This is a genomic window from Escherichia marmotae (assembly GCF_002900365.1).
In the GTDB taxonomy this organism is placed as follows: domain Bacteria; phylum Pseudomonadota; class Gammaproteobacteria; order Enterobacterales; family Enterobacteriaceae; genus Escherichia; species Escherichia marmotae.
In genome coordinates this window covers 1,989,667-2,013,149 of the sequence record NZ_CP025979.1, presented here as the reverse complement: position 1 = coordinate 2,013,149, position 23,483 = coordinate 1,989,667, and the positions used below count along the sequence as shown (strand labels likewise).

The 23,483-nt window shown below is 51.4% G+C and carries 19 protein-coding genes and 1 pseudogene; 16 read left to right on the top strand and 4 right to left on the bottom strand.

Annotated features, from left to right (window positions below):
* Positions 1-329 precede the first annotated feature (329 nt).
* Together ampG and C1192_RS10495 are read right to left on the bottom strand one after the other, a co-directional pair.
* Positions 330-1,805 (bottom strand): muropeptide MFS transporter AmpG, encoded by a 1,476-nt coding sequence (ampG, locus tag C1192_RS10500; RefSeq protein ID WP_038354467.1) that lies wholly within the window; start codon positions 1,803-1,805, stop codon positions 330-332.
* A 43-nt stretch (positions 1,806-1,848) separates the two neighbouring features.
* Positions 1,849-2,427, bottom strand: coding sequence for a lipoprotein (locus C1192_RS10495; protein ID WP_000473501.1), 579 nt, complete (start codon positions 2,425-2,427; stop codon positions 1,849-1,851).
* A 304-nt stretch (positions 2,428-2,731) separates the two neighbouring features.
* Between C1192_RS10495 and bolA the strand changes: the two genes are divergently transcribed.
* From bolA to fadM, 12 genes are all read left to right on the top strand, one after another.
* Complete coding sequence (bolA, locus tag C1192_RS10485; RefSeq protein WP_000973458.1) at positions 2,732-3,049, top strand: transcriptional regulator BolA; 318 nt, start codon at positions 2,732-2,734, stop codon at positions 3,047-3,049.
* 343 nt (positions 3,050-3,392) lie between these two features.
* Positions 3,393-4,691 (top strand): trigger factor, encoded by a 1,299-nt coding sequence (gene tig / locus C1192_RS10475; protein WP_001198397.1) that lies wholly within the window; start codon positions 3,393-3,395, stop codon positions 4,689-4,691.
* 245 nt (positions 4,692-4,936) lie between these two features.
* Entirely contained in the window at positions 4,937-5,560 is a 624-nt protein-coding gene (gene clpP / locus C1192_RS10470; RefSeq protein ID WP_000122253.1) for an ATP-dependent Clp endopeptidase proteolytic subunit ClpP, read from the top strand.
* Positions 5,561-5,685: 125 nt separating this feature from the next.
* The gene (clpX, locus tag C1192_RS10465) at positions 5,686-6,960 is read left to right on the top strand and encodes an ATP-dependent protease ATP-binding subunit ClpX (RefSeq protein ID WP_038354465.1); all 1,275 of its coding nucleotides are present in this window, start codon (positions 5,686-5,688) and stop codon (positions 6,958-6,960) included.
* A gap of 187 nt (positions 6,961-7,147) precedes the next feature.
* Positions 7,148-9,502, top strand: a complete 2,355-nt coding sequence (lon, locus tag C1192_RS10460) for an endopeptidase La (protein ID WP_001295325.1) — start codon at positions 7,148-7,150, stop codon at positions 9,500-9,502.
* Between the two features lie 208 nt (positions 9,503-9,710).
* A complete protein-coding gene (gene hupB, locus C1192_RS10455; protein WP_001043542.1) occupies positions 9,711-9,983 on the top strand; it encodes a nucleoid-associated protein HU-beta in 273 nt (90 codons plus the stop codon).
* Between the two features lie 191 nt (positions 9,984-10,174).
* On the top strand, positions 10,175-12,046 hold the full coding sequence (gene ppiD / locus C1192_RS10450; protein WP_000969351.1) for a peptidylprolyl isomerase: 1,872 nt from the start codon (positions 10,175-10,177) through the stop codon (positions 12,044-12,046).
* A gap of 175 nt (positions 12,047-12,221) precedes the next feature.
* Positions 12,222-12,899 carry an IS66-like element accessory protein TnpA gene (tnpA, locus tag C1192_RS10440; RefSeq protein ID WP_001339397.1) on the top strand — a complete coding sequence of 226 codons (678 nt, stop codon included), beginning with the start codon at positions 12,222-12,224 and terminating at the stop codon, positions 12,897-12,899.
* Positions 12,899-13,246: an IS66 family insertion sequence element accessory protein TnpB gene (gene tnpB, locus C1192_RS10435; RefSeq protein WP_069906977.1), complete on the top strand. Its 348-nt coding sequence runs from the start codon at positions 12,899-12,901 to the stop codon at positions 13,244-13,246. Before tnpA ends, tnpB begins: the two co-directional genes overlap by 1 nt.
* 19 nt (positions 13,247-13,265) lie before the next feature.
* Positions 13,266-14,837 (top strand): IS66-like element ISCro1 family transposase, encoded by a 1,572-nt coding sequence (locus tag C1192_RS10430; RefSeq protein ID WP_103194797.1) that lies wholly within the window; start codon positions 13,266-13,268, stop codon positions 14,835-14,837.
* Positions 14,838-14,903: 66 nt separating this feature from the next.
* Positions 14,904-15,248, top strand: a complete 345-nt coding sequence (locus C1192_RS10425; RefSeq protein ID WP_038354576.1) for a helix-hairpin-helix domain-containing protein — start codon at positions 14,904-14,906, stop codon at positions 15,246-15,248.
* A 105-nt stretch (positions 15,249-15,353) separates the two neighbouring features.
* On the top strand, positions 15,354-15,752 hold the full coding sequence (fadM, locus tag C1192_RS10420) for a long-chain acyl-CoA thioesterase FadM (protein ID WP_038354577.1): 399 nt from the start codon (positions 15,354-15,356) through the stop codon (positions 15,750-15,752).
* A 94-nt stretch (positions 15,753-15,846) separates the two neighbouring features.
* Here fadM and queC read toward each other — a convergent pair whose 3' ends face one another.
* Both queC and C1192_RS10410 read right to left on the bottom strand, forming a co-directional pair.
* The gene (gene queC / locus C1192_RS10415; protein WP_001515891.1) at positions 15,847-16,542 is read right to left on the bottom strand and encodes a 7-cyano-7-deazaguanine synthase QueC; all 696 of its coding nucleotides are present in this window, start codon (positions 16,540-16,542) and stop codon (positions 15,847-15,849) included.
* Positions 16,543-16,606: 64 nt separating this feature from the next.
* Positions 16,607-18,306 (bottom strand): annotated as a pseudogene (locus C1192_RS10410) (SgrR family transcriptional regulator).
* A 99-nt stretch (positions 18,307-18,405) separates the two neighbouring features.
* On the opposite strand from C1192_RS10410, the gene cof reads away from it, so the two are divergent.
* The 4 genes from cof (at position 18,406) to C1192_RS10390 (ending at position 23,411) form a co-directional block, all read left to right on the top strand.
* Positions 18,406-19,224: an HMP-PP phosphatase gene (gene cof / locus C1192_RS10405; RefSeq protein WP_038354578.1), complete on the top strand. Its 819-nt coding sequence runs from the start codon at positions 18,406-18,408 to the stop codon at positions 19,222-19,224.
* 152 nt (positions 19,225-19,376) lie between these two features.
* Positions 19,377-19,835 (top strand): DNA-binding transcriptional regulator DecR, encoded by a 459-nt coding sequence (decR, locus tag C1192_RS10400; protein WP_000884589.1) that lies wholly within the window; start codon positions 19,377-19,379, stop codon positions 19,833-19,835.
* A gap of 29 nt (positions 19,836-19,864) precedes the next feature.
* Positions 19,865-21,637 (top strand): SmdA family multidrug ABC transporter permease/ATP-binding protein, encoded by a 1,773-nt coding sequence (locus C1192_RS10395; protein ID WP_038354579.1) that lies wholly within the window; start codon positions 19,865-19,867, stop codon positions 21,635-21,637.
* A complete protein-coding gene (locus C1192_RS10390) occupies positions 21,630-23,411 on the top strand; it encodes a SmdB family multidrug efflux ABC transporter permease/ATP-binding protein (protein WP_038354580.1) in 1,782 nt (593 codons plus the stop codon). Before C1192_RS10395 ends, C1192_RS10390 begins: the two co-directional genes overlap by 8 nt.
* Positions 23,412-23,483 lie beyond the last annotated feature (72 nt).

Below are 23,483 nucleotides of genomic sequence, written 5' to 3'. Positions count from 1 at the left end.
AAAACATATCGGATTGATTTTAAGAAGCTGTTGCAAAAGGGCGTTATAACGAAAGGGGACTGAAGGAGGGGGTGGGGATGGCAATTGGTATAACCAATCTCAAAATAAAACAATTATTTAACAAATAATCATCATTAAGGTGACAAAACGGGCGTGGGGAAATAAAGAGTCATTAGCTGAATCGTGTAAAAAATAAAATATATAGATGGGGTCAATAATTTCCGAAAGCTAAGCCGCACAAAAGAACAAATATTATTAAGCGCTGCTGATGTTTATTTAGCCGTAATAATTACGCCGGGTGATTACTACAGCTAAATAATATTCACTGATTACGTCAAATGCGTTTTTCGTAGTGCCAGATAGTCCAATAAACCACCAAGTATGACACCACCCAGAGCGACTAAAACGCCGATTTCCAGCAGTGCAGGCAGGAAAGAGAAGTGAGTCAAATCCAGCGCATCCATCGTTAACAGCAGTAACCACACGGCCAACAGACTGACGCCTGCTGCCAGTGTCCACATGGCAAAGGTATAACCAGATGGATACTCGGTACGTGGGATAAAGTTGTCGTTGACCCGCGTGTACTCCAGCGTCTGGCGGCAAACCAGCAGCAAAATAAGTCCAGGTACAGCGGCCGCAACAGAGAACAGATAGAATGTCGACCAGCCGTGAGCTTCAACAAACCAGCCCGCTACGGGGCCTACATAAACCCGTCCTACAGCAGAAAGCGCTGAGAGCAGGGCGAACTGAGTAGCGGAAAATGACTTATTACACAGGGTCATTAACAGCGCCACAAATGCCGATGTGCCCATCCCGCCACACAGGTTTTCGAAAAAGACTGCCGCGCCCATACTGTAGAGATGCTTATCAGTCACAGAAAGCAGCCAGTAACCGGCGTTGGACGCACCTTGTAAAAGGCCGAAAATCAGCAGCGCACGGAACAGTGAAAGACGCTGCATCAAAATACCGCCGTACAATGCGCCGACGATGGTCGCCAGCAAGCCGAGCGTTTTGTTAACCACGCCCACTTCGCCGGCATCAAATCCGACACCGCGAATCAAAAAGGTGGTTGTCAGGCTCATGGCGAAAGCATCGCCCAGCTTATACAGCACAATTAAAAGCAGAATTAACCATGCGTTATTGCGACCAAAGAAATCACGTAGTGGCGCAACAACAGCTTGCTCCAGCGTTTTGGGTACAGGAATGGTGTCGGTTGGTTCTGGCGCAAGCAAAGTCGCAATGATGCACGGGATTAACAGAGCTGCCATTAGCCAGTACATGCCTTGCCAGCCCAACCATTTATCCGCCAGCCATAAGGCTAAACCGCCGGAAACCAGCATCCCTAAACGGTAACCCAGCACGCTGATTGCCGCACCTGCGCCGCGTTCTTCCGCGGGAAGCACATCCGTTTTCCACGCATCAAAGACGATATCCTGGGAGGCCGAGCAAAAAGCGATAACGACTGCCAGTGCCGCCATCCAGCGAAGTTGCGTACCAGGTTCGAGAAAACCCATCGCCGCAATCGCCAGCAACAATAACGCTTGCGTGGCGAGCAGCCAGCCGCGCCGTCGCCCGAGAAACGGCGGAGTATAGCGGTCCATCAGCGGCGACCAGAGAAATTTAAATACGTAAGCCTGACCCACCAACGAGAAGAAACCAATGGTTTTAAGATCGATATTCTCGACTGTCATCCACGCCTGTAACGTGCCGGATGTCAGGGCGAGCGGCAGCCCGGAAGCAAAACCCAGAATCAACAAAATAGCTGAACGAGGCTGTTGGAAAATACGTAAATATTGACTGGACATGGGCGTCTACAGGCCCGACTTGCACCGGGCCAGAGGGCAGAAATTAACGTGCGTTCTGCTTAATGAATTCGTGGATGCTGGTGTCCTGAGACATGTCAGCGATGGTGTCGGTCAGCACGCTGTTAACCGCGTCAGCGATGTTTTTGTTAGAGGCCTGAAAAGCGCCCTCAACGTTGTAGCTGGCACGATAGTTTTTGGTCATTTTGTTGCCATTCTGCGCGGTGGCGATGATGGCGATATCCGCTTTGGTAGCAATGTTGTAGCGCACATTGCCCTGGGACACGTCGGCATACAACTGGCTAACGATGATTTGCAGATTAACCGGGCCATTCGGGCCAACCATATAACCGCGAGCGGTCATTTGTTTTTCCAGCACTTCTTGCAGCAGGAAACGCAGATCGCGGGACGCGGTCAGGGTAACAATTTGGTTGTCACGGGTGACTTTTGCTAACGCCTGATCGGTACGCTGATCGGCACCATTAATGCTAACGGTGACGCCCATCAGACTTGGATCTTGCTGTGGCAGTGTCATCGTCGGAGAAACTTCAATGGTTGTTGGCGGTTTCGCGCATCCTGCAAGCATAAACAGAGCAACTAACGGGAAGAGGATTTTTTTGAACATGTTCTGGCTCTCAGAGACTTTTAAGCGTGTTTGGTAAAGATTCCCGCCATCATAACATCGCCAACGACGAGGGGAAGTGGGTAAGACATGTAAATTCATTATGTTGACGAAATAATCGCCTTAGGTAAAAGAAACACCGATGTGAAGCCGGTGAATCAATCTTTAAATCAGTAAACTTCATACGCTTGACAGAAAAAACAGGATGAAAGCTAATTATTTGTTGTTAAGCTGTAATGGAAACGGTTAAAGCGGCTAGTATTTAAAGGGATGGGTGACATCTCAGCGTTGTCGGAGGAGATATTTCATGATGATACGTGAGCGGATAGAAGAAAAATTAAGGACTGCGTTCCAACCCGTATTCCTCGAAGTTGTGGATGAAAGCTATCGTCACAATGTCCCAGCCGGCTCTGAAAGCCATTTTAAAGTTGTGCTGGTCAGCGATCGTTTTATGGGTGAACGTTTTCTGAATCGTCATCGAATGATTTACAGTACTTTAGCGGAGGAACTCTCTACTACCGTTCATGCGCTGGCTCTGCATACTTATACCATTAAGGAGTGGGAAGGATTGCAGGATACCATCTTTGCTTCTCCTCCTTGTCGTGGAGCGGGAAGCATCGCCTAAAAACGCATTTGCAACAGTTAGCGTTTTTCCAGTATGTTGCTAAAGATTTTATGAAAAACGGCCTGCGGGCCGTTTTGTTTTGTCTGGATTTTGCGCTTTTTGTCCAGCATTCAGACGAAAATTGCCCGGGAATTGTGAAAAAATACGCGGCAGCGCGCAATAACCGTTCTCGACTCATAAAAGTGATGCCGCTATAATGCCGCGTCCTATTTGAATGCTTTCGGGATGATTCTGGTAACAGGGAATGTGATTGATTATAAGAACATCCCGGTTCCGCGAAGCCAACAACCTGTGCTTGCGGGGTAAGAGTTGACCGAGCACTGTGATTTTTTGAGGTAACAAGATGCAAGTTTCAGTTGAAACCACTCAAGGCCTTGGCCGCCGTGTAACGATTACTATCGCTGCTGACAGCATCGAGACCGCTGTTAAAAGCGAGCTGGTCAACGTTGCGAAAAAAGTACGTATTGACGGCTTCCGCAAAGGCAAAGTGCCAATGAATATCGTTGCTCAGCGTTATGGCGCGTCTGTACGCCAGGACGTTCTGGGTGACCTGATGAGCCGTAACTTCATTGACGCCATCATTAAAGAAAAAATCAATCCGGCTGGCGCACCGACCTACGTTCCGGGCGAATACAAGCCGGGTGAAGACTTCACCTACTCTGTAGAGTTTGAAGTTTATCCGGAAGTTGAACTGCAGGGTCTGGAAGCGATCGAAGTTGAAAAACCGATCGTGGAAGTGACCGACGCTGACGTTGACGGCATGCTGGATACTCTGCGTAAACAGCAGGCGACCTGGAAAGAAAAAGACGGCGCTGTTGAAGCTGAAGACCGCGTGACCATCGACTTCACCGGTTCTGTAGACGGCGAAGAGTTCGAAGGTGGAAAAGCGTCTGATTTCGTACTGGCGATGGGCCAGGGTCGTATGATCCCGGGCTTTGAAGACGGTATCAAAGGCCACAAAGCAGGCGAAGAGTTCACCATCGACGTGACCTTCCCGGAAGAATACCACGCAGAAAACCTGAAAGGTAAAGCAGCGAAATTCGCTATCAACCTGAAGAAAGTTGAAGAGCGTGAACTGCCGGAACTGACTGCTGAATTCATCAAACGTTTCGGCGTTGAAGATGGTTCCGTAGAAGGTCTGCGCGCTGAAGTGCGTAAAAACATGGAGCGCGAGCTGAAGAGCGCCATTCGTAACCGCGTTAAGTCTCAGGCGATCGAAGGTCTGGTAAAAGCTAACGACATCGACGTTCCGGCTGCGCTGATCGACAGCGAAATCGACGTTCTGCGTCGCCAGGCGGCACAGCGTTTCGGTGGCAACGAAAAACAAGCTCTGGAACTGCCGCGTGAACTGTTCGAAGAACAGGCTAAACGCCGCGTAGTTGTTGGCCTGCTGCTGGGCGAAGTTATTCGCGCTAACGAGCTGAAAGCTGACGAAGAGCGTGTTAAAGGCCTGATCGAAGAGATGGCTTCTGCGTACGAAGATCCGAAAGAAGTTATCGAGTTCTACAGCAAAAACAAAGAGCTGATGGACAACATGCGTAACGTGGCTCTGGAAGAACAGGCTGTTGAAGCCGTTCTGGCGAAAGCGAAAGTGACTGAAAAAGAAACCACTTTCAACGAGCTGATGAACCAGCAGGCGTAATTTGCGCAGCCTAACGCGCTAAATTCGCACAAAGGCCCGTCACCGCCAGGTGGTGGGCTTTTTTTTGTCATGAATTTTGCATGGAACCGTGCGAAAACCCTCTTTCGGTGTTAGCGTCACAACAAAAGATTGTTATGCTTGAAATAGGATGATGCCGTACCCATAACACAGGGACTAGCTGATAATCCGTCCATAAGGTTACAATCGGTACAGCAGGTTTTTTCAATTTTATCCAGGAGACGGAAATGTCATACAGCGGCGAACGAGATAACTTTGCACCCCATATGGCGCTGGTGCCGATGGTCATTGAACAGACCTCACGCGGTGAGCGCTCTTTTGATATCTATTCTCGTCTACTTAAGGAACGCGTTATTTTTCTGACTGGCCAGGTTGAAGACCATATGGCTAACCTGATTGTGGCGCAGATGCTGTTCCTGGAAGCAGAAAACCCGGAAAAAGATATCTATCTGTACATTAACTCCCCAGGTGGGGTGATCACTGCCGGGATGTCTATCTATGACACCATGCAGTTTATCAAGCCTGATGTCAGCACCATTTGTATGGGCCAGGCGGCCTCAATGGGGGCATTCCTGCTGACCGCAGGGGCAAAAGGTAAACGTTTCTGCTTGCCGAATTCGCGCGTGATGATTCACCAGCCGTTGGGCGGCTATCAGGGCCAGGCGACTGATATCGAAATTCATGCCCGTGAAATTCTGAAAGTTAAAGGGCGGATGAATGAACTTATGGCGCTTCATACGGGTCAATCATTAGAACAGATTGAACGTGACACTGAGCGCGATCGCTTCCTTTCCGCGCCTGAAGCGGTGGAATACGGTCTGGTCGATTCGATTCTGACCCATCGTAATTGATGCCAGAGGCGCAACTGTGCCGCTATACTTATTCAGGTTGGCACAACGCTGTAAGCGGCTTGCGCCTGAGAATGGCATTTGCGTCGTCGTGTGCGGCACAAAGAACAAAGAAGAGGTTTTGACCCATGACAGATAAACGCAAAGATGGCTCAGGCAAGTTGCTGTATTGCTCTTTTTGCGGCAAAAGCCAGCATGAAGTGCGTAAGCTGATTGCCGGTCCATCCGTGTATATCTGCGACGAATGTGTTGATTTATGTAACGACATCATTCGCGAAGAGATTAAAGAAGTAGCACCGCATCGTGAACGTAGTTCGCTACCGACGCCGCATGAAATTCGCAACCACCTGGACGATTACGTCATCGGTCAGGAACAGGCGAAAAAAGTGCTGGCGGTCGCGGTGTACAACCACTACAAACGTCTGCGCAACGGCGATACCAGCAATGGCGTCGAGTTGGGCAAAAGTAACATTCTGCTGATTGGTCCGACTGGCTCTGGTAAAACGTTGCTGGCGGAAACGTTGGCGCGTCTGCTGGACGTTCCGTTCACTATGGCTGATGCCACCACCCTGACCGAAGCGGGTTATGTGGGTGAAGATGTTGAAAACATCATTCAGAAGCTGTTGCAGAAATGCGACTACGACGTACAGAAAGCGCAGCGCGGGATTGTCTACATCGATGAAATCGACAAGATTTCGCGTAAGTCTGACAACCCGTCCATTACCCGTGACGTTTCCGGTGAAGGCGTACAGCAGGCACTGTTGAAACTGATCGAAGGTACGGTTGCCGCCGTTCCACCGCAGGGCGGACGTAAGCATCCGCAGCAGGAATTCTTGCAGGTTGATACCTCCAAGATCCTGTTTATCTGTGGCGGTGCATTTGCCGGTCTGGATAAAGTGATTTCCCATCGTGTCGAAACTGGCTCCGGCATTGGTTTTGGTGCGACGGTAAAAGCGAAATCTGACAAAGCAAGCGAAGGTGAGTTGCTGGCGCAGGTTGAACCGGAAGATTTGATCAAATTTGGTCTGATCCCTGAGTTCATCGGTCGTCTGCCAGTTGTGGCAACGCTGAATGAACTGAGCGAAGAAGCTTTGATTCAGATCCTCAAAGAGCCGAAAAACGCCCTGACCAAGCAGTATCAGGCGTTGTTTAACCTTGAGGGCGTGGATCTGGAATTCCGTGACGAAGCGCTGGATGCTATCGCCAAGAAAGCGATGGCGCGTAGAACCGGTGCCCGTGGTCTGCGTTCCATCGTAGAAGCTGCGCTGCTTGATACCATGTATGATCTGCCTTCTATGGAAGATGTGGAAAAAGTGGTTATTGACGAGTCGGTTATTGAAGGGCAAAGCAAGCCACTGCTGATTTATGGCAAGCCGGAAGCGCAACAGGCGTCTGGTGAATAATTAACCATTCCCATACAATTAGTTAACCAAAAAGGGGGGATTTTATCTCCCCTTTCATTTTCCCTCTATTCCCGACGTTGAATGTGGGAGAAACATCCCCATATACTGACGTACATGTTAATAGATGGCGTGAAGCACAGTCATGTCATCTGATTACCTGGCGGACATTAAACTAAGAGAGAGCTCTATGAATCCTGAGCGTTCTGAACGCATTGAAATCCCCGTATTGCCGCTGCGCGATGTGGTGGTTTATCCGCACATGGTCATCCCCTTATTTGTCGGACGGGAAAAATCTATCCGTTGTCTGGAAGCGGCGATGGACCATGATAAAAAAATTATGCTGGTCGCGCAGAAAGAAGCTTCAACGGATGAGCCGGGTGTAAACGATCTTTTCACCGTCGGGACCGTGGCCTCTATATTGCAGATGCTGAAACTGCCTGACGGCACCGTCAAAGTGCTGGTCGAGGGGTTACAGCGCGCGCGTATTTCTGCGCTCTCTGACAATGGCGAACACTTTTCTGCGAAGGCGGAGTATCTGGAGTCCCCGACCATTGATGAGCGCGAACAGGAAGTGCTGGTGCGTACCGCAATCAGCCAGTTCGAAGGCTACATCAAGCTGAATAAGAAAATCCCACCAGAAGTGCTGACGTCGCTGAACAGCATCGACGATCCGGCGCGTCTGGCGGACACCATTGCCGCACATATGCCGCTAAAACTGGCTGACAAACAGTCCGTTCTTGAGATGTCCGATGTTAACGAACGTCTGGAATATCTGATGGCTATGATGGAGTCGGAAATCGATCTGCTGCAGGTTGAGAAACGTATTCGCAACCGCGTCAAAAAGCAGATGGAGAAATCCCAGCGTGAGTACTATCTGAACGAGCAAATGAAAGCTATTCAGAAAGAACTCGGTGAAATGGACGACGCGCCAGACGAAAATGAAGCGTTGAAGCGCAAAATCGACGCGGCGAAAATGCCAAAAGAGGCAAAAGAGAAAGCGGAAGCAGAATTGCAGAAGCTGAAAATGATGTCTCCAATGTCGGCAGAAGCGACCGTGGTGCGAGGTTATATCGACTGGATGGTGCAGGTGCCGTGGAATGCACGTAGCAAGGTCAAAAAAGACCTGCGTCAGGCGCAAGAAATCCTCGATACCGACCATTATGGTCTGGAACGTGTGAAAGATCGCATCCTTGAGTATCTCGCGGTTCAAAGCCGCGTAAATAAAATCAAGGGGCCGATCCTCTGCCTGGTTGGACCGCCGGGGGTAGGTAAAACTTCTCTGGGGCAGTCCATCGCTAAAGCTACCGGACGTAAATATGTCCGTATGGCGCTGGGCGGTGTGCGTGACGAAGCGGAAATCCGTGGTCACCGCCGTACTTACATCGGTTCTATGCCGGGTAAATTGATCCAGAAAATGGCGAAAGTGGGCGTGAAAAACCCGCTGTTCCTGCTCGATGAGATCGACAAAATGTCTTCTGACATGCGTGGCGATCCAGCTTCCGCACTGCTTGAAGTGCTGGATCCAGAGCAGAACGTGGCGTTCAGCGACCACTATCTGGAAGTGGATTACGACCTTAGCGACGTGATGTTTGTTGCGACGTCGAACTCCATGAATATTCCGGCGCCACTGCTGGATCGTATGGAAGTTATTCGTCTCTCTGGTTATACCGAAGATGAAAAACTGAACATCGCCAAACGTCACCTGCTGCCGAAGCAGATTGAACGTAATGCACTGAAAAAAGGTGAGCTGACCGTCGACGATAGCGCCATTATTGGCATTATTCGTTACTACACCCGTGAGGCGGGCGTGCGTGGTCTGGAGCGTGAAATCTCCAAACTATGCCGTAAAGCGGTTAAGCAGTTGTTGCTCGATAAGTCATTAAAACATATCGAAATTAACGGCGATAACCTGCATGACTACCTCGGTGTTCAGCGTTTCGACTATGGTCGCGCGGATAACGAAAACCGCGTTGGTCAGGTAACTGGTCTGGCGTGGACGGAAGTCGGCGGTGACTTGCTGACCATCGAGACAGCGTGTGTTCCAGGCAAAGGTAAACTCACTTACACCGGTTCGCTGGGCGAAGTGATGCAAGAGTCCATTCAGGCGGCGTTAACTGTGGTTCGCGCGCGTGCGGAAAAACTGGGGATCAATCCAGATTTTTACGAAAAACGCGACATCCACGTGCACGTACCGGAAGGTGCGACGCCGAAAGATGGTCCGAGCGCCGGTATTGCCATGTGCACCGCACTGGTTTCTTGCCTGACCGGTAACCCGGTTCGCGCCGATGTGGCGATGACTGGTGAGATTACTCTGCGTGGTCAGGTGTTGCCAATCGGCGGTTTGAAAGAAAAACTGCTGGCAGCGCACCGCGGCGGGATTAAAACAGTGTTAATTCCGTTTGAGAACAAACGCGATCTGGAAGAGATTCCGGACAACGTGATTGCCGATCTGGACATTCATCCTGTGAAGCGCATTGAGGAAGTTCTGACTCTGGCGCTGCAAAATGAACCGTCTGGAATGCAGGTTGTAACTGCAAAATAGTGACTTCGCGCAAATTGCACTAATAAAAAAAGGGCTGGTGGGTCAATTCGGGCTTGCCAGCCTTTTTTTGTCTCGTTAAGTTAGAGGGCGGATTAGGCTTGCCCTTATTAAGGGGTGTTGTAAGGGGATGGCTGGCCTGATATAACTGCTGCGCGTTCGCACCTTGAAGGATTCAAGTGCGGGATAAATTATAAAGAGGAAGAGAAGAGTGAATAAATCTCAATTGATTGACAAGATTGCTGCAGGGGCTGATATCTCTAAAGCTGCGGCTGGCCGTGCGTTAGATGCTATTATTGCTTCCGTAACTGAATCCCTGAAAGAAGGGGATGATGTAGCACTGGTTGGTTTTGGTACTTTTGCCGTTAAAGAGCGTGCTGCCCGTACTGGTCGCAACCCGCAGACCGGTAAAGAGATCACCATCGCTGCAGCTAAAGTACCGAGCTTCCGTGCAGGTAAAGCGCTGAAAGACGCGGTAAACTAAGTATTGTCCCCATTGGGGATGTGACGAAGTTCAAGGGCGCATCTACTGATGTGCCTTTTTTATTTGTATTCCGTGACTTTCTGCAAGTTGTGGGCTGACAATTGCCCCCGTTTCTTGTCACAATAGGCCTTTGCACGCAGCGATATGTTGCGTGAGGTATACAGTCACCTACAGCGGAGTGTTGTTACACCATGATGGACAGCTTACGCACGGCTGCAAACAGTCTCGTGCTCAAGATTATTTTCGGTATCATTATCGTGTCGTTCATATTGACCGGCGTGAGTGGTTACCTGATTGGCGGAGGCAATAACTACGCCGCAAAAGTGAATGACCTGGAAATCAGTCGCGGGCAGTTTGAGAACGCTTTCAACAGCGAGCGTAATCGGATGCAGCAACAGCTTGGCGATCAATACTCTGAGCTGGCTGCGAACGAAGGCTACATGAAAACCCTGCGTCAACAGGTGCTGAATCGTCTGATCGACGAGGCGCTGCTGGATCAGTACGCCCGCGAACTAAAACTGGGTGTCAGCGATGAGCAGGTTAAACAGGCTATTTTCGCAACTCCAGCCTTTCAGGTTGACGGCAAGTTTGATAACAGCCGCTATAACGGTATCCTCAACCAGATGGGGATGAGTGCCGATCAGTACGCACAGGCGCTGCGTAACCAGCTTATGACCCAACAACTGATTAACGGCGTTGCGGGCACTGACTTTATGCTAAAAGGTGAAACCGACGAGCTGGCAGCGCTGGTTGCTCAACAACGTGTAGTGCGTGAAGCGACTATCGACGTTAACGCTCTGGCGGCTAAGCAGGCAGTGACCGAACAGGAAATCGCCAGCTACTACGAGCAAAACAAAAACAGCTTCATGACTCCGGAACAATTCCGCGTGAGCTACATCAAACTGGATGCCGCAACGATGCAGCAACCGGTTAGTGATGCGGATATCCAGAGTTACTACGATCAGCATCAGGATCAATTCACCCAGCCGCAGCGTACCCGTTACAGCATCATCCAGACCAAAACTGAAGATGAAGCGAAAGCGGTACTTGATGAGCTGAACAAAGGTGGTGATTTTGCTGCGTTAGCAAAAGAAAAATCTGCCGATATTATCTCTGCCCGTAACGGCGGCGATATGGGTTGGTTAGAAGATGCCACTATCCCGGATGAACTGAAAAATGCTGGTCTGAAAGAAAAAGGCCAACTGTCCGGCGTCATCAAATCTTCTGTGGGTTTCTTGATCGTGCGTCTGGACGATATTCAGCCTGCGAAAGTGAAGTCGTTAGACGAAGTCCGTGACGATATCACGGCGAAAGTGAAACACGAAAAAGCCCTGGATGCGTACTACGCGCTGCAGCAGAAAGTGAGCGATGCGGCAAGCAACGACACCGAATCTCTGGCCGGTGCAGAGCAGGCTGCGGGTGTTAAAGCCACCCAGACTGGCTGGTTTAGTAAAGATAAACTGCCGGAAGAGTTAAACTTTAAGCCGGTTGCGGACGCTATCTTCAACGGCGGTCTGGTTGGTGAAAACGGTGCGCCGGGCATCAACTCTGACATCATCACCGTAGACGGCGATCGCGCATTCGTGCTGCGCATCAGCGAGCATAAACCAGAAGCGGTTAAACCATTGGCAGATGTTCAGGAACAGGTTAAAGCGCTGGTTCAGCACAACAAAGCTGAACAGCAGGCGAAAATCGATGCTGAAAAACTGCTGGTTGATCTGAAAGCGGGCAAGGGTGCGGAAGCTATGCAAGCTGCCGGTTTGAAATTTGGCGAGCCGAAAACCTTAAGTCGTTCCGGCCGTGACCCAATTAGCCAGGCCGCGTTTGCACTGCCTCTGCCAGCGAAAGACAAACCGAGCTACGGTATGGCGACCGATATGCAAGGTAATGTGGTTCTTCTGGCGCTGGACGAAGTGAAACAAGGCTCAATGCCGGAAGATCAGAAAAAAGCGATGGTGCAGGGTATCACCCAGAACAACGCACAAATCGTCTTTGAAGCGCTGATGAGTAACCTGCGTAAAGAGGCGAAAATCAAAATTGGCGACGCGCTGGAACAGCAATAATCCTGAAGCCGCTTCGCAAAAAAATGCTTTGTAGCTGTAACAAGAAAAGGTCGCTTTCGCGGCCTTTTCCATTTCTGAATATTGCCATTTGTTTACTGTTTTCACTGCCGTTAAGGTGATTCGTAACCGGCTCATTTAAACCGTCTGGTCTGTTTCCTCCGGCTCCACAAAAATAATGTCCATCATTTTTAATGGACACTATCGTATGAAACACCGGACCTGGATCACTGAAGCTTTACGTCTTCACTTTGAAGAACATTTACCCCGGGTTGTGGCCGGGCGTCGCCTGGGTGTACCAAAATCAACAGTTTGTAGTATGTTCGTGCGCTTTCGGAGAGCTGGCCTTTCGTGGCCTTTGCCCGCAGGCATGTCGGAGCAGGAACTTGATGCCTGCCTTTACGGACAATTTTCCACGGTACCAGTCGTACGTCCTGAAAGCACCGTTATATCCGAAGCCCCCGTGGTAAAAAAACGTCCCCGGCGGCCCAACTTCCCTTATGAGTTTAAAATCGCCTTAGTGGAGCAGTCACTGCAGCCCGGAGCCTGTGTGGCGCAGATCGCCCGGGAAAACGGAATCAACGATAACCTGCTCTTCAACTGGCGCCATCAATACCGGAAAGGTGGCCTGCTGCCTTCCGGAAAAAATATGCCGGCACTGCTTCCCGTGACGTTAACGCCGGAGCCGGATAATAAAATCCCGGCCCCCGCACAGGAACCAGAGCAGATAAATACACCGTCCGACAGTCTGTGTTGTGAGCTGGTTCTGCCGGCCGGAACTCTCAGGCTTAAAGGTAAACTGACGCCGGCGTTATTACAGACACTTATCCGCGAAATAAAAGGGAGCAGCCACTGATGATATCTCTCCCTGCCGGTTCGCGTATCTGGCTGGTTGCCGGTATCACCGACATGCGGAATGGCTTTAACGGCCTGGCATCAAAAGTTCAGAACGTCCTGAAGGATGACCCGTTCTCCGGACACCTGTTCATCTTCCGCGGACGCCGGGGTGACCAGATAAAAGTGTTGTGGGCTGACAGTGACGGACTGTGCCTCTTCACCAAACGCCTGGAGCGGGGCCGCTTCGTCTGGCCAGTCACCCGTGACGGCAAGGTGCACCTTACTCCGGCTCAGTTATCCATGCTTCCTGAAGGTATCAACTGGAAGCACCCGAAACGAACGGAACGCGCTGGAATCCGCATATAACCCGTTGTAAAGTGAGGATATGGACACCTCACTTGCTCATGAGAACGCCCGCCTGCGGGCACTGTTGCAGACGCAACAGGACACCATCCGCCAGATGGCTGAATACAACCGCCTGCTCTCACAGCGGGTGGCGGCTTATGCTTCCGAAATCAACCGGCTGAAGGCGCTGGTTGCGAAACTGCAACGTATGCAGTTCGGTAAAAGCTCAGAAAAACTTCGTGCAAAAACCGAACGGCAGATACAGGAAGCTCAGGAGCGAATCAGCGCACTTCAGGAAGAAATGGCGGAAACGCTGGGTGAGCAATATGACCCGGTACTGCCATCCGCCCTGCGCCAGTCTTCAGCCCGTAAACCGTTACCGGCCTCACTTCCCCGTGAAACCCGGGTTATCCGGCCGGAAGAGGAATGCTGTCCTGCCTGTGGTGGTGAACTCAGTTCTCTGGGATGTGATGTGTCAGAGCAACTGGAGCTTATCAGCAGCGCCTTTAAGGTTATCGAAACACAACGTCCGAAACTGGCCTGTTGCCGGTGCGACCATATCGTGCAGGCACCAGTACCTTCAAAACCCATTGCACGCAGTTATGCCGGAGCGGGGCTTCTGGCCCATGTTGTCACCGGGAAATATGCAGACCATCTGCCGTTATACCGCCAGTCAGAAATATACCGTCGTCAGGGAGTGGAGCTGAGCCGTGCCACACTGGGGCGCTGGACCGGTGCCGTTGCTGAACTGCTGGAGCCGCTGTATGACGTCCTGCGCCAGTATGTGCTGATGCCCGGTAAAGTCCATGCCGATGATATCCCCGTCCCGGTCCAGGAGCCGGGCAGCGGTAAAACCCGGACAGCCCGGCTGTGGGTCTACGTCCGTGATGACCGCAACGCCGGTTCACAGATGCCCCCGGCGGTCTGGTTCGCGTACAGTCCGGACCGGAAAGGTATCCATCCACAAAATCACCTGGCCGGTTACAGCGGTGTGCTTCAGGCCGATGCTTACGGTGGTTACCGGGTGTTATACGAATCCGGCAGAATAACGGAAGCCGCGTGTATGGCTCATGCCCGGAGAAAAATCCACGATGTGCATGCAAGAGCGCCCACCGACATCACCACGGAAGCCCTGCAGCGTATCGGTGAACTGTATGCTATCGAGGCAGAGGTCCGGGGCTGTTCAGCAGAACAGCGTCTGGCGGCAAGAAAAGCCAGAGCCGCGCCACTGATGCAGTCACTGTATGACTGGATACAGCAACAGACGAAAACACTGTCGCGTCACTCAGATACGGCAAAAGCGTTCGCATACCTGCTGAAACAGTGGGATGCCCTGAACGTGTACTGCAGTAATGGCTGGGTGGAAATCGACAACAACATCGCAGAGAACGCCTTACGGGGAGTGGCCGTAGGCCGGAAAAACTGGATGTTCGCGGGTTCCGACAGCGGTGGTGAACATGCGGCGGTGTTGTACTCGCTGATCGGCACATGCCGTCTGAACAATGTGGAGCCAGAAAAGTGGCTGCGTTACGTCATTGAACATATCCAGGACTGGCCGGCAAACCGGGTACGCGATCTGTTGCCCTGGAAAGTTGATCTGAGCTCTCAGTAAATATCAATACGGTTCTGACGAGCCGCTTACGGTGATTCCACTGTTAACAAACAAGGAGAAAACAGTATGAAACACGGAATCAAAGCACTTCTCATTACTCTGTCTCTGGCTTGTGCCGGAATGTCTCATAGCGCGCTGGCGGCTGCCCCTACGGCGAAACCGGCAGCGGTAGAAACCAAAGCGGCAATACCGGCGAAAGCCAGTGACGAAGAAGGCACCAGAGTCAGTATTAACAATGCCAGTGCGGAAGAGTTAGCCCGCGTTATGAATGGTGTTGGCCTGAAGAAAGCGCAGGCGATTGTCAGTTATCGGGAAGAGTACGGTCCGTTTAAAACGGTGGAAGATTTAAAACAGGTGCCGGGGATGGGCAATTCGCTGGTGGAACGTAACCTTGCGGTATTAAGTCTGTAATTAATTTGCATAGTGGCAATTTTTTGCCAGACTGAAGAGGTCATACCAGTTATGACCTCTGTGCTTATAACTGTTCTTATAACAACAACGTAAGGCTATTGCGCTATGCAAACACAAATCAAAGTTCGTGGATACCATCTCGATGTTTACCAGCACGTTAACAACGCTCGCTACCTTGAGTTTCTCGAAGAAGCCCGCTGGGATGGGCTGGAAAATAGCGACAGCTTTCAATGGATGACCGCCCATAACATCGCTTTTGTGGTAGTCAATATAAATATTAACTATCGCCGCCCGGCGGTGTTGAGCGACCTGCTGACCATTACCAGTCAGTTGCAGCAATTAAACGGTAAAAGCGGCATTTTAAGTCAAGTAATCACCCTTGAGCCGGAAGGACAGGTGGTGGCGGATGCGCTCATCACCTTTGTTTGTATTGATCTCAAAACGCAGAGAGCATTAGCCCTGGAAGGGGAACTGCGCGAAAAGCTGGAGCAGATGGTTCAGTAAACGTTTTGTTGTGCCGGATGCGACGCGGGGTGCGTCTTATCCGGCCTCCAGGCGTGATACAATCGTAGATCGGATCAGGCGACACCCCGAATAATTACTTCAATCCGGTCTTCTGTTTCATCGCCGTCATCACCGCCGATTTATCGGCCAGATAATGATTCAACCCGTTGGCACGCAGATTACACGCAGCACAATGACCGCAACCGTCGCCTTTAATGCCGTTATAGCAGGTCAACGTTTCGTTACGGACTAAATCCAGCTTGCCGTAATAATCCGCCAGCGCCCAGGTTTCCGCTTTATCAATCCACATCAACGGTGTTTCAAAGCGAATATCTTTCGCCATGCCCAGACTGACGGCATGGTTCAGTGCTTTCACAAACTCATCGCGGCAATCCGGGTAACCGGAGAAATCCGTTTCGCAGACGCCGGTAATTACTGCTTCTGCTTTTACCTGATACGCATATATTGCCGCCAGCGTCAGGAACAAAATATTACGCCCTGGGACAAACGTATTCGGGATACCATCGGCTTCAGGTTCATAATCTGGCACTGGAATGCTGTCACGCGTCAGGCTGCTAACCGCCAGCTCGTTGAGCAGCGTCACATCCAGCACCTTATGCGCGCGTGCCCCTAGTTTTAGCGCCAGTTCGCGGGCCACGTCGATCTCTGCGCGATGGCGCTGGCCGTAATCAAATGTCACGCAATGGACTTCATCATATTGCTGCAATGCCTGTACCAGACAGGTGGTGGAATCCTGGCCTCCACTGAACACAACGACAGCACGTTTCATAAATCATCCTGCTAAATCGGTAAAAACCTTATGGTAACGCCTGTGGTTAACCCCGACCAGTGCTTCATTGCGACGGTGTGGGAAGCCAGGCTTCGGTAAATTCAAACCAGCCGCGCGGCGTCAGACGGACACCGTTAACACCGGGCGGCGCGCTAATGCGATAGTGATAGTTAAACAGTGGTGTCAGCGTGGCGTTATCCATTAATTGTGTGAAGACCGCTTTCAGGGCGTTATGTCGGTTTTCCTCATCAGGCATCAATTGCACGGCATCCAGTGTTGAGTGCAGATGTGCATATGTGCTGGCAGTGAAAACATGTGGCCAGAGCGGATCGCAACGCAGCCATTGCTCAAGGGTATATTCCGGTGCTTCGCCAATTAATCTATCGCCCATCATCAAATCTGCCTGAGCCAGTGGGGTTGTGTCATCCCAGTTTTTCGCATGATGAAAAATAATCTTTAATTCGCAACCTTCTGCTGCCAGCGTCGTCCGTAGCTGTTCTGCCATAGCATGAAGTTCCACTGGCAGGTGATAAGCCAGCGTCAATGTTTCCGGTAGTTTGACCTCATCTGGCACTTCCCATTGCGGAATAGTCCAGCCAGGCAGCAATGCATTACTGGCGGTGATCAGGTTTTCTCCGACTTCTAACGTTTGCAGTAAACCAGATTGATGAATAATGGTGATCACTTTTCGCGCCTGCCAGAGGGTTAGTCGGGAGCTTTTGCGCAACGTTAAATAGCAAAAACCTAAACTGATGCCGCTACTGACCTGGCTGACCAGAGGCAGATCCTCGGGTTTACCGATAGTGATTTGCACTGGATGCTGGCAACTGGTTCCCAAATCTTTTTCAAAAAGCGGTGGAGTTATCCAGTATTCAACCGCTTTTAGCAGTGGATGACGTAAATGGTAATAATCGTGACTTTCCAGACGCACCAGTTCCGCTGTGAATTGTGTTAAGCGAAAAGGACCGGTTCCCACCTGCGGGAATTGTGGATGCGCGAGATGACTGCAATAGCTTGCCAGCCGGTGGGCAAGCCAGTAATCGGGGGATGTAAAAAGAAGGTCAGGCACTGTGGATGGGGGACTTCAATACGCTTCACGCTAATAAATAATTTACCCAATGCAGGTAGCTGGAGCAGCATCAACAACCGCTGATGCAGTTGCGTTGCTTTTACAGCATCGCCGTTATGCCAGTGCAGCGTTGAACGAAGATAAAAATCCCAGCGTAGCCCGTCAGTAGACGTTTCCCAGTGGTGCGCTAAATCGCCAATTGGGCGTTGCGTATTATTGTCGAAGCGGGTCAGGCCGGAAAAAACTTGCCCGGCGAGATGCTGCTCGGCACGGCCGGGCAAAAAGCCCGGTTGTAGCGGTTCGAGTGGGCGATAATAGGGGATACGCAACGCCGGTGTATCGTTATGCCATTGCCCGCCCATAAACGGTTGTAACAGGGTACGCAGCTCGCCAGGAGCCAGTTGCGCCAGCTCCAGCACATCCTGCTGTTTCCCGGTTTCCAGCGCCTGTTCCATCATCGTATTGCGCAGGAATTGCGGCGTCACCAGAAAGCGTAGTTGCCCGCGCTTTCCGCGTCCTGATTGCGCCTGCCACTCCAACCATCCAGCCTCCTGTGCCTGACGTAACAGTGTGCGCACATGCCGTTCGCTGCAAAAACAGCGTTCGGCCAGTTCGCTGACGGTCACGGACTGCGTCTCTCCCGCGGAAGGTTGCCACAGACGTTGATACTGGTTAAGACGGTTAAGCAGTCGCATATAACCCCGGAACAATATTATTTAACTATTCACTATTACTTCCGTATATATCAGGTGATACTCAATCACCATTAACCCTGTCAAAGAGTGGAGAAAGAAATGGCTCGTCTGGCAGCATTTGATATGGACGGCACTTTATTGATGCCTGACCACCACTTAGGTGAGAAAACCCTCTCTACTCTGGCGCGCCTGCGTGAACGCGATATCACCCTTACTTTTGCTACGGGTCGCCATGCGTTGGAGATGCAGCACATTCTCGGGGCGCTATCGCTGGATGCGTATTTGATTACCGGCAACGGTACGCGCGTGCATTCTCTGGAAGGTGAATTGTTACATCGTGATGATTTACCTGCAGATGTAGCGGAACGGGTGCTCTATCAGAAGTGGGATACCCAGGCCAGCATGCATATCTTCAATGATGATGGCTGGTTTACCGAACGCGAAATTCCGGCGTTGTTGCAGGCATTTGTCTATAGCAAGTTTCGTTATCAGATTATCAATGTTAAAAAAATGCCTCTCGACCGCGTCACCAAGGTCTGTTTCTGTGGCGATCATGACGATCTTACGCGCTTGCAGATCCAACTACACGAAGCATTAGGCGAGCGGGCACATTTGTGTTTTTCCGCAATTAATTGCCTGGAAGTACTGCCGGTGGGGTGCAATAAAGGCGCAGCGTTGGTGGTGCTGACCCAATATTTAGGTTTTTCGCTGCGCGACTGCATGGCCTTTGGCGATGCGATGAACGATCGTGAAATGTTAGGCAGCGTCGGCAGCGGCTTTATTATGGGCAATGCGATGCCGCAACTTCGCGCGGAACTCCCTCATTTACCGGTGATTGGACACTGCCGAAATCAGGCTGTCTCTCACTATTTGACGCACTGGCTGGACAATCCACATCTACCTTATTCCCCCGAATAACGAGATCCCTTCCAGCGCCGGGCAATAGCCCGGTTTTTTTTGCTTTGAATTTGTCATTTTGTGCAGTGGCGTTTAAACCGCACAGAATAAATTGTCGGTATTTGACCTTTAAAATAGAATGAAAAGAGAAAATAATTCTCTGTGGGTGGGCTATGTTAGATAAAATTGATCGTAAGCTGCTGGCCTTGCTACAGCAGGATTGTACCCTCTCTTTGCAGGCTCTGGCAGAAGCCGTTAATCTGACAACCACGCCTTGCTGGAAGCGTCTGAAACGGCTGGAGGATGACGGTATCCTTATCGGCAAAGTTGCCTTACTGGACCCGGAAAAAATTGGCCTCGGGCTGACCGCTTTTGTACTGATTAAAACGCAACATCACAGCAGCGAATGGTATTGCCGCTTTGTCACGGTGGTAACGGAAATGCCAGAAGTGCTGGGGTTCTGGCGCATGGCCGGTGAATACGATTATCTGATGCGTGTCCAGGTTGCCGACATGAAACGCTACGACGAGTTTTATAAGCGTCTGGTAAACAGCGTGCCAGGGCTGTCGGACGTTACTTCCAGTTTCGCGATGGAACAGATTAAATACACCACTTCTTTACCCATCGAATAAATATCCAAAATCAGGTCAGGACACAACGCGTGCGATTATTTGCTCAACTAAGCTGGTATTTCCGTCGGGAATGGCGTCGCTATCTCGGGGCTGTGGCCTTGCTTGTCATTATCGCGATGCTGCAACTGGTTCCGCCGAAAGTAGTCGGGATTGTGGTCGATGGCGTGACGGAACAACACTTTACGACCGGACAGATCCTGATGTGGATCGCCACTATGGTGCTGATTGCAGTCGTGGTTTATCTACTGCGTTATGTCTGGCGTGTATTGTTGTTCGGTGCGTCTTATCAACTGGCTGTTGAACTGCGTGAAGATTATTACCGCCAGTTAAGCCGCCAGCATCCAGAATTTTACCTGCGTCACCGGACGGGGGACTTAATGGCCCGCGCGACGAATGACGTTGATCGCGTGGTATTTGCCGCCGGGGAAGGAGTGCTGACGCTGGTGGATTCGCTGGTGATGGGCTGCGCGGTGCTGATTATGATGTCAACGCAAATTAGCTGGCAGTTGACCTTAATAGCGCTGCTGCCGATGCCGGTGATGGCGATCATGATCAAACGTAATGGCGACGCTTTACATGAGCGTTTTAAGCTGGCGCAGGCGGCGTTTTCCAGCCTCAACGACCGCACCCAGGAGAGCCTCACCAGTATCCGTATGATTAAAGCCTTTGGTCTGGAAGATCGCCAGTCGGCGCTATTTGCCGCAGATGCCGAGGACACTGGCAAGAAAAACATGCGTGTGGCACGTATTGATGCTCGTTTCGATCCGACCATCTATATCGCTATTGGGATGGCGAATTTACTGGCGATTGGTGGGGGAAGCTGGATGGTTGTGCAGGGCAGTTTAACGCTGGGACAGCTCACCAGTTTTATGATGTATCTTGGCCTGATGATCTGGCCGATGCTGGCGCTGGCATGGATGTTTAACATTGTGGAACGCGGCAACGCGGCGTACAGCCGTATTCGAACGATGCTGGCGGAAGCGCCGGTCGTCAAAGATGGTAGCGAAAGTGTGCCGGAAGGACGCGGTAAACTGGATGTGAATATTCGCCAGTTTACCTATCCGCAAACTCACCATCCTGCGCTGGAAAACGTCAGTTTCGTATTGAAGCCCGGTCAGATGCTGGGCATTTGCGGGCCGACCGGTTCCGGCAAAAGTACCGTGCTGTCACTCATTCAGCGTCATTTCGACGTCAGCGAGGGGGATATTCGCTTTCATGATATTCCTCTGACGCAGCTACAACTCGACAGTTGGCGTAGCCGCCTGGCAGTCGTCAGTCAGACGCCGTTCCTTTTTTCCGACACCGTGGCGAATAACATTGCGCTGGGTTGCCCGAATGCTACCCAGCAAGAGATTGAGCACGTAGCGCGTTTGGCCAGTGTGCATGACGATATTCTTCGTCTGCCGCAAGGTTACGACACAGAAGTGGGCGAACGTGGCGTGATGCTTTCCGGTGGCCAAAAACAGCGTATCTCCATTGCCCGGGCGTTACTGGTGAATGCGGAAATCCTCATTCTGGATGATGCGCTTTCTGCGGTGGACGGACGCACAGAGCACCAGATCCTGCATAACCTGCGCCAGTGGGGACAGGGGCGAACGGTCATCATCAGCGCCCATCGTCTTTCTGCACTGACAGAAGCCAGTGAAATAATTGTGATGCAGCACGGGCATATCGCTCAACGCGGCGATCATGATGTGCTGGCGCAACAAAGCGGCTGGTATCGCGATATGTATCGCTATCAACAACTGGAGGCGGCGCTTGACGATGCCCCTGAAATTCACGAGGAGGCCGTTGATGCGTAGTTTTAGCCAACTGTGGCCGACTCTGAAGCGCCTGTTAGCATACGGTTCGCCGTGGCGTAAGCCGCTGGGGATTGCGGTTCTGATGATGTGGGTTGCAGCAGCGGCAGAAGTGAGTGGGCCGCTGCTCATCAGCTATTTTATCGACAATATGGTGGCGAAAAATAATCTGCCGTTGAAGATGGTTGTTGGTCTGGCGGTTGCGTATGTTGGGCTGCAACTGCTTGCCGCCGGACTGCACTACGCGCAGTCGTTGTTGTTTAACCGGGCGGCGGTTGGCGTTGTACAACAGTTGCGTACCGACGTGATGGATGCTGCGCTACGCCAGCCATTAAGTGAGTTTGATACCCAGCCGGTCGGGCAGGTCATTTCCCGCGTCACCAATGACACAGAAGTGATCCGCGATCTCTACGTTACCGTGGTAGCAACCGTTTTGCGTAGCGCCGCACTTGTGGGTGCGATGCTGGTGGCGATGTTCAGTCTCGACTGGCGAATGGCGCTGGTGGCAATAATGATCTTCCCGGTCGTGCTGGTGGTGATGGTGATATACCAGCGTTACAGTACGCCGATTGTCCGCCGCGTGCGCGCCTATCTGGCGGATATCAACGACGGTTTTAACGAAATCATCAATGGCATGAGCGTTATCCAGCAGTTCCGTCAGCAGGCGCGATTTGGTGAACGTATGGGGGAGGCCAGCCGTTCGCACTATATGGCGCGAATGCAAACCCTGCGGCTCGACGGCTTTTTACTGCGACCACTGCTTAGTCTGTTTTCATCGCTCATTCTTTGCGGTTTGTTGATGCTGTTTGGTTTCTCTGCCAGTGGCACTATTGAAGTGGGCGTGTTGTATGCGTTTATCAGCTATCTGGGGCGACTTAACGAACCATTAATCGAACTGACCACGCAACAGGCAATGCTGCAACAGGCTGTTGTCGCAGGTGAGCGTGTATTTGAACTGATGGACGGGCCGCGCCAGCAATATGGCAATGATGATCGCCCGTTACAGAGCGGCACCATTGACGTCGATAATGTGTCGTTTGCCTATCGTGATGACAATCTGGTACTGAAAAACATTAATCTGTCTGTGCCTTCGCGCAACTTTGTGGCGCTGGTCGGGCATACCGGCAGTGGCAAAAGCACTTTGGCAAGTTTGCTGATGGGCTATTACCCGCTAACGGAAGGCGAGATTCGTCTCGACGGCCGTCCGTTAAGTTCGCTAAGTCACAGCGCGCTGCGCCATGGCGTGGCAATGGTGCAGCAAGATCCGGTTGTGCTGGCGGATTCCTTCCTGGCGAACGTTACGCTGGGGCGTGATATCTCCGAAGAACGCGTCTGGCAAGCGCTGGAAACGGTGCAACTGGCAGAGCTGGCGCGCAGCATGAGCGACGGCATTTATACGCCGTTGGGCGAGCAGGGGAATAATCTCTCAGTCGGGCAAAAACAGTTGCTGGCGCTGGCGCGCGTGCTGGTAGAAACACCGCAAATCCTGATCCTTGATGAAGCAACCGCCAGTATTGATTCCGGTACTGAACAGGCGATTCAGCACGCCCTGGCGGCGGTGCGCGAACATACTACGCTGGTGGTGATCGCTCACCGCTTATCGACCATTGTTGATGCCGACACCATTCTGGTGCTTCATCGTGGACAAGCCGTGGAGCAGGGGACGCACCAGCAACTGCTTGCGGCTCAGGGACGTTACTGGCAGATGTACCAACTGCAACTTGCAGGAGAAGAACTGGCTGCCAGCGTACGTGAAGAGGAATCGTTGAGCGCCTGATTAGCGCAAAATTTCATCGTTGGTGCAAAAATGCAACGCACTGTGCACTGTCATAGTGCGTTTTTGTTTTCA

Excerpts from the sequence above, each read along its gene's own strand:
- ampG (WP_038354467.1), bottom strand. The coding sequence starts at position 1,805 with ATGTCCAGTCAATATTTACGTATTTTCCAACAGCCTCGTTCAGCTATT.
- C1192_RS10495 (WP_000473501.1), bottom strand. The coding sequence starts at position 2,427 with ATGTTCAAAAAAATCCTCTTCCCGTTAGTTGCTCTGTTTATGCTTGCA.
- bolA (WP_000973458.1), top strand. The coding sequence starts at position 2,732 with ATGATGATACGTGAGCGGATAGAAGAAAAATTAAGGACTGCGTTCCAA.
- tig (WP_001198397.1), top strand. The coding sequence starts at position 3,393 with ATGCAAGTTTCAGTTGAAACCACTCAAGGCCTTGGCCGCCGTGTAACG.
- clpP (WP_000122253.1), top strand. The coding sequence starts at position 4,937 with ATGTCATACAGCGGCGAACGAGATAACTTTGCACCCCATATGGCGCTG.
- clpX (WP_038354465.1), top strand. The coding sequence starts at position 5,686 with ATGACAGATAAACGCAAAGATGGCTCAGGCAAGTTGCTGTATTGCTCT.
- lon (WP_001295325.1), top strand. The coding sequence starts at position 7,148 with ATGAATCCTGAGCGTTCTGAACGCATTGAAATCCCCGTATTGCCGCTG.
- ppiD (WP_000969351.1), top strand. The coding sequence starts at position 10,175 with ATGATGGACAGCTTACGCACGGCTGCAAACAGTCTCGTGCTCAAGATT.
- tnpA (WP_001339397.1), top strand. The coding sequence starts at position 12,222 with ATGTCCATCATTTTTAATGGACACTATCGTATGAAACACCGGACCTGG.
- tnpB (WP_069906977.1), top strand. The coding sequence starts at position 12,899 with ATGATATCTCTCCCTGCCGGTTCGCGTATCTGGCTGGTTGCCGGTATC.
- C1192_RS10430 (WP_103194797.1), top strand. The coding sequence starts at position 13,266 with ATGGACACCTCACTTGCTCATGAGAACGCCCGCCTGCGGGCACTGTTG.
- C1192_RS10425 (WP_038354576.1), top strand. The coding sequence starts at position 14,904 with ATGAAACACGGAATCAAAGCACTTCTCATTACTCTGTCTCTGGCTTGT.
- fadM (WP_038354577.1), top strand. The coding sequence starts at position 15,354 with ATGCAAACACAAATCAAAGTTCGTGGATACCATCTCGATGTTTACCAG.
- queC (WP_001515891.1), bottom strand. The coding sequence starts at position 16,542 with ATGAAACGTGCTGTCGTTGTGTTCAGTGGAGGCCAGGATTCCACCACC.
- cof (WP_038354578.1), top strand. The coding sequence starts at position 18,406 with ATGGCTCGTCTGGCAGCATTTGATATGGACGGCACTTTATTGATGCCT.
- decR (WP_000884589.1), top strand. The coding sequence starts at position 19,377 with ATGTTAGATAAAATTGATCGTAAGCTGCTGGCCTTGCTACAGCAGGAT.
- C1192_RS10390 (WP_038354580.1), top strand. The coding sequence starts at position 21,630 with ATGCGTAGTTTTAGCCAACTGTGGCCGACTCTGAAGCGCCTGTTAGCA.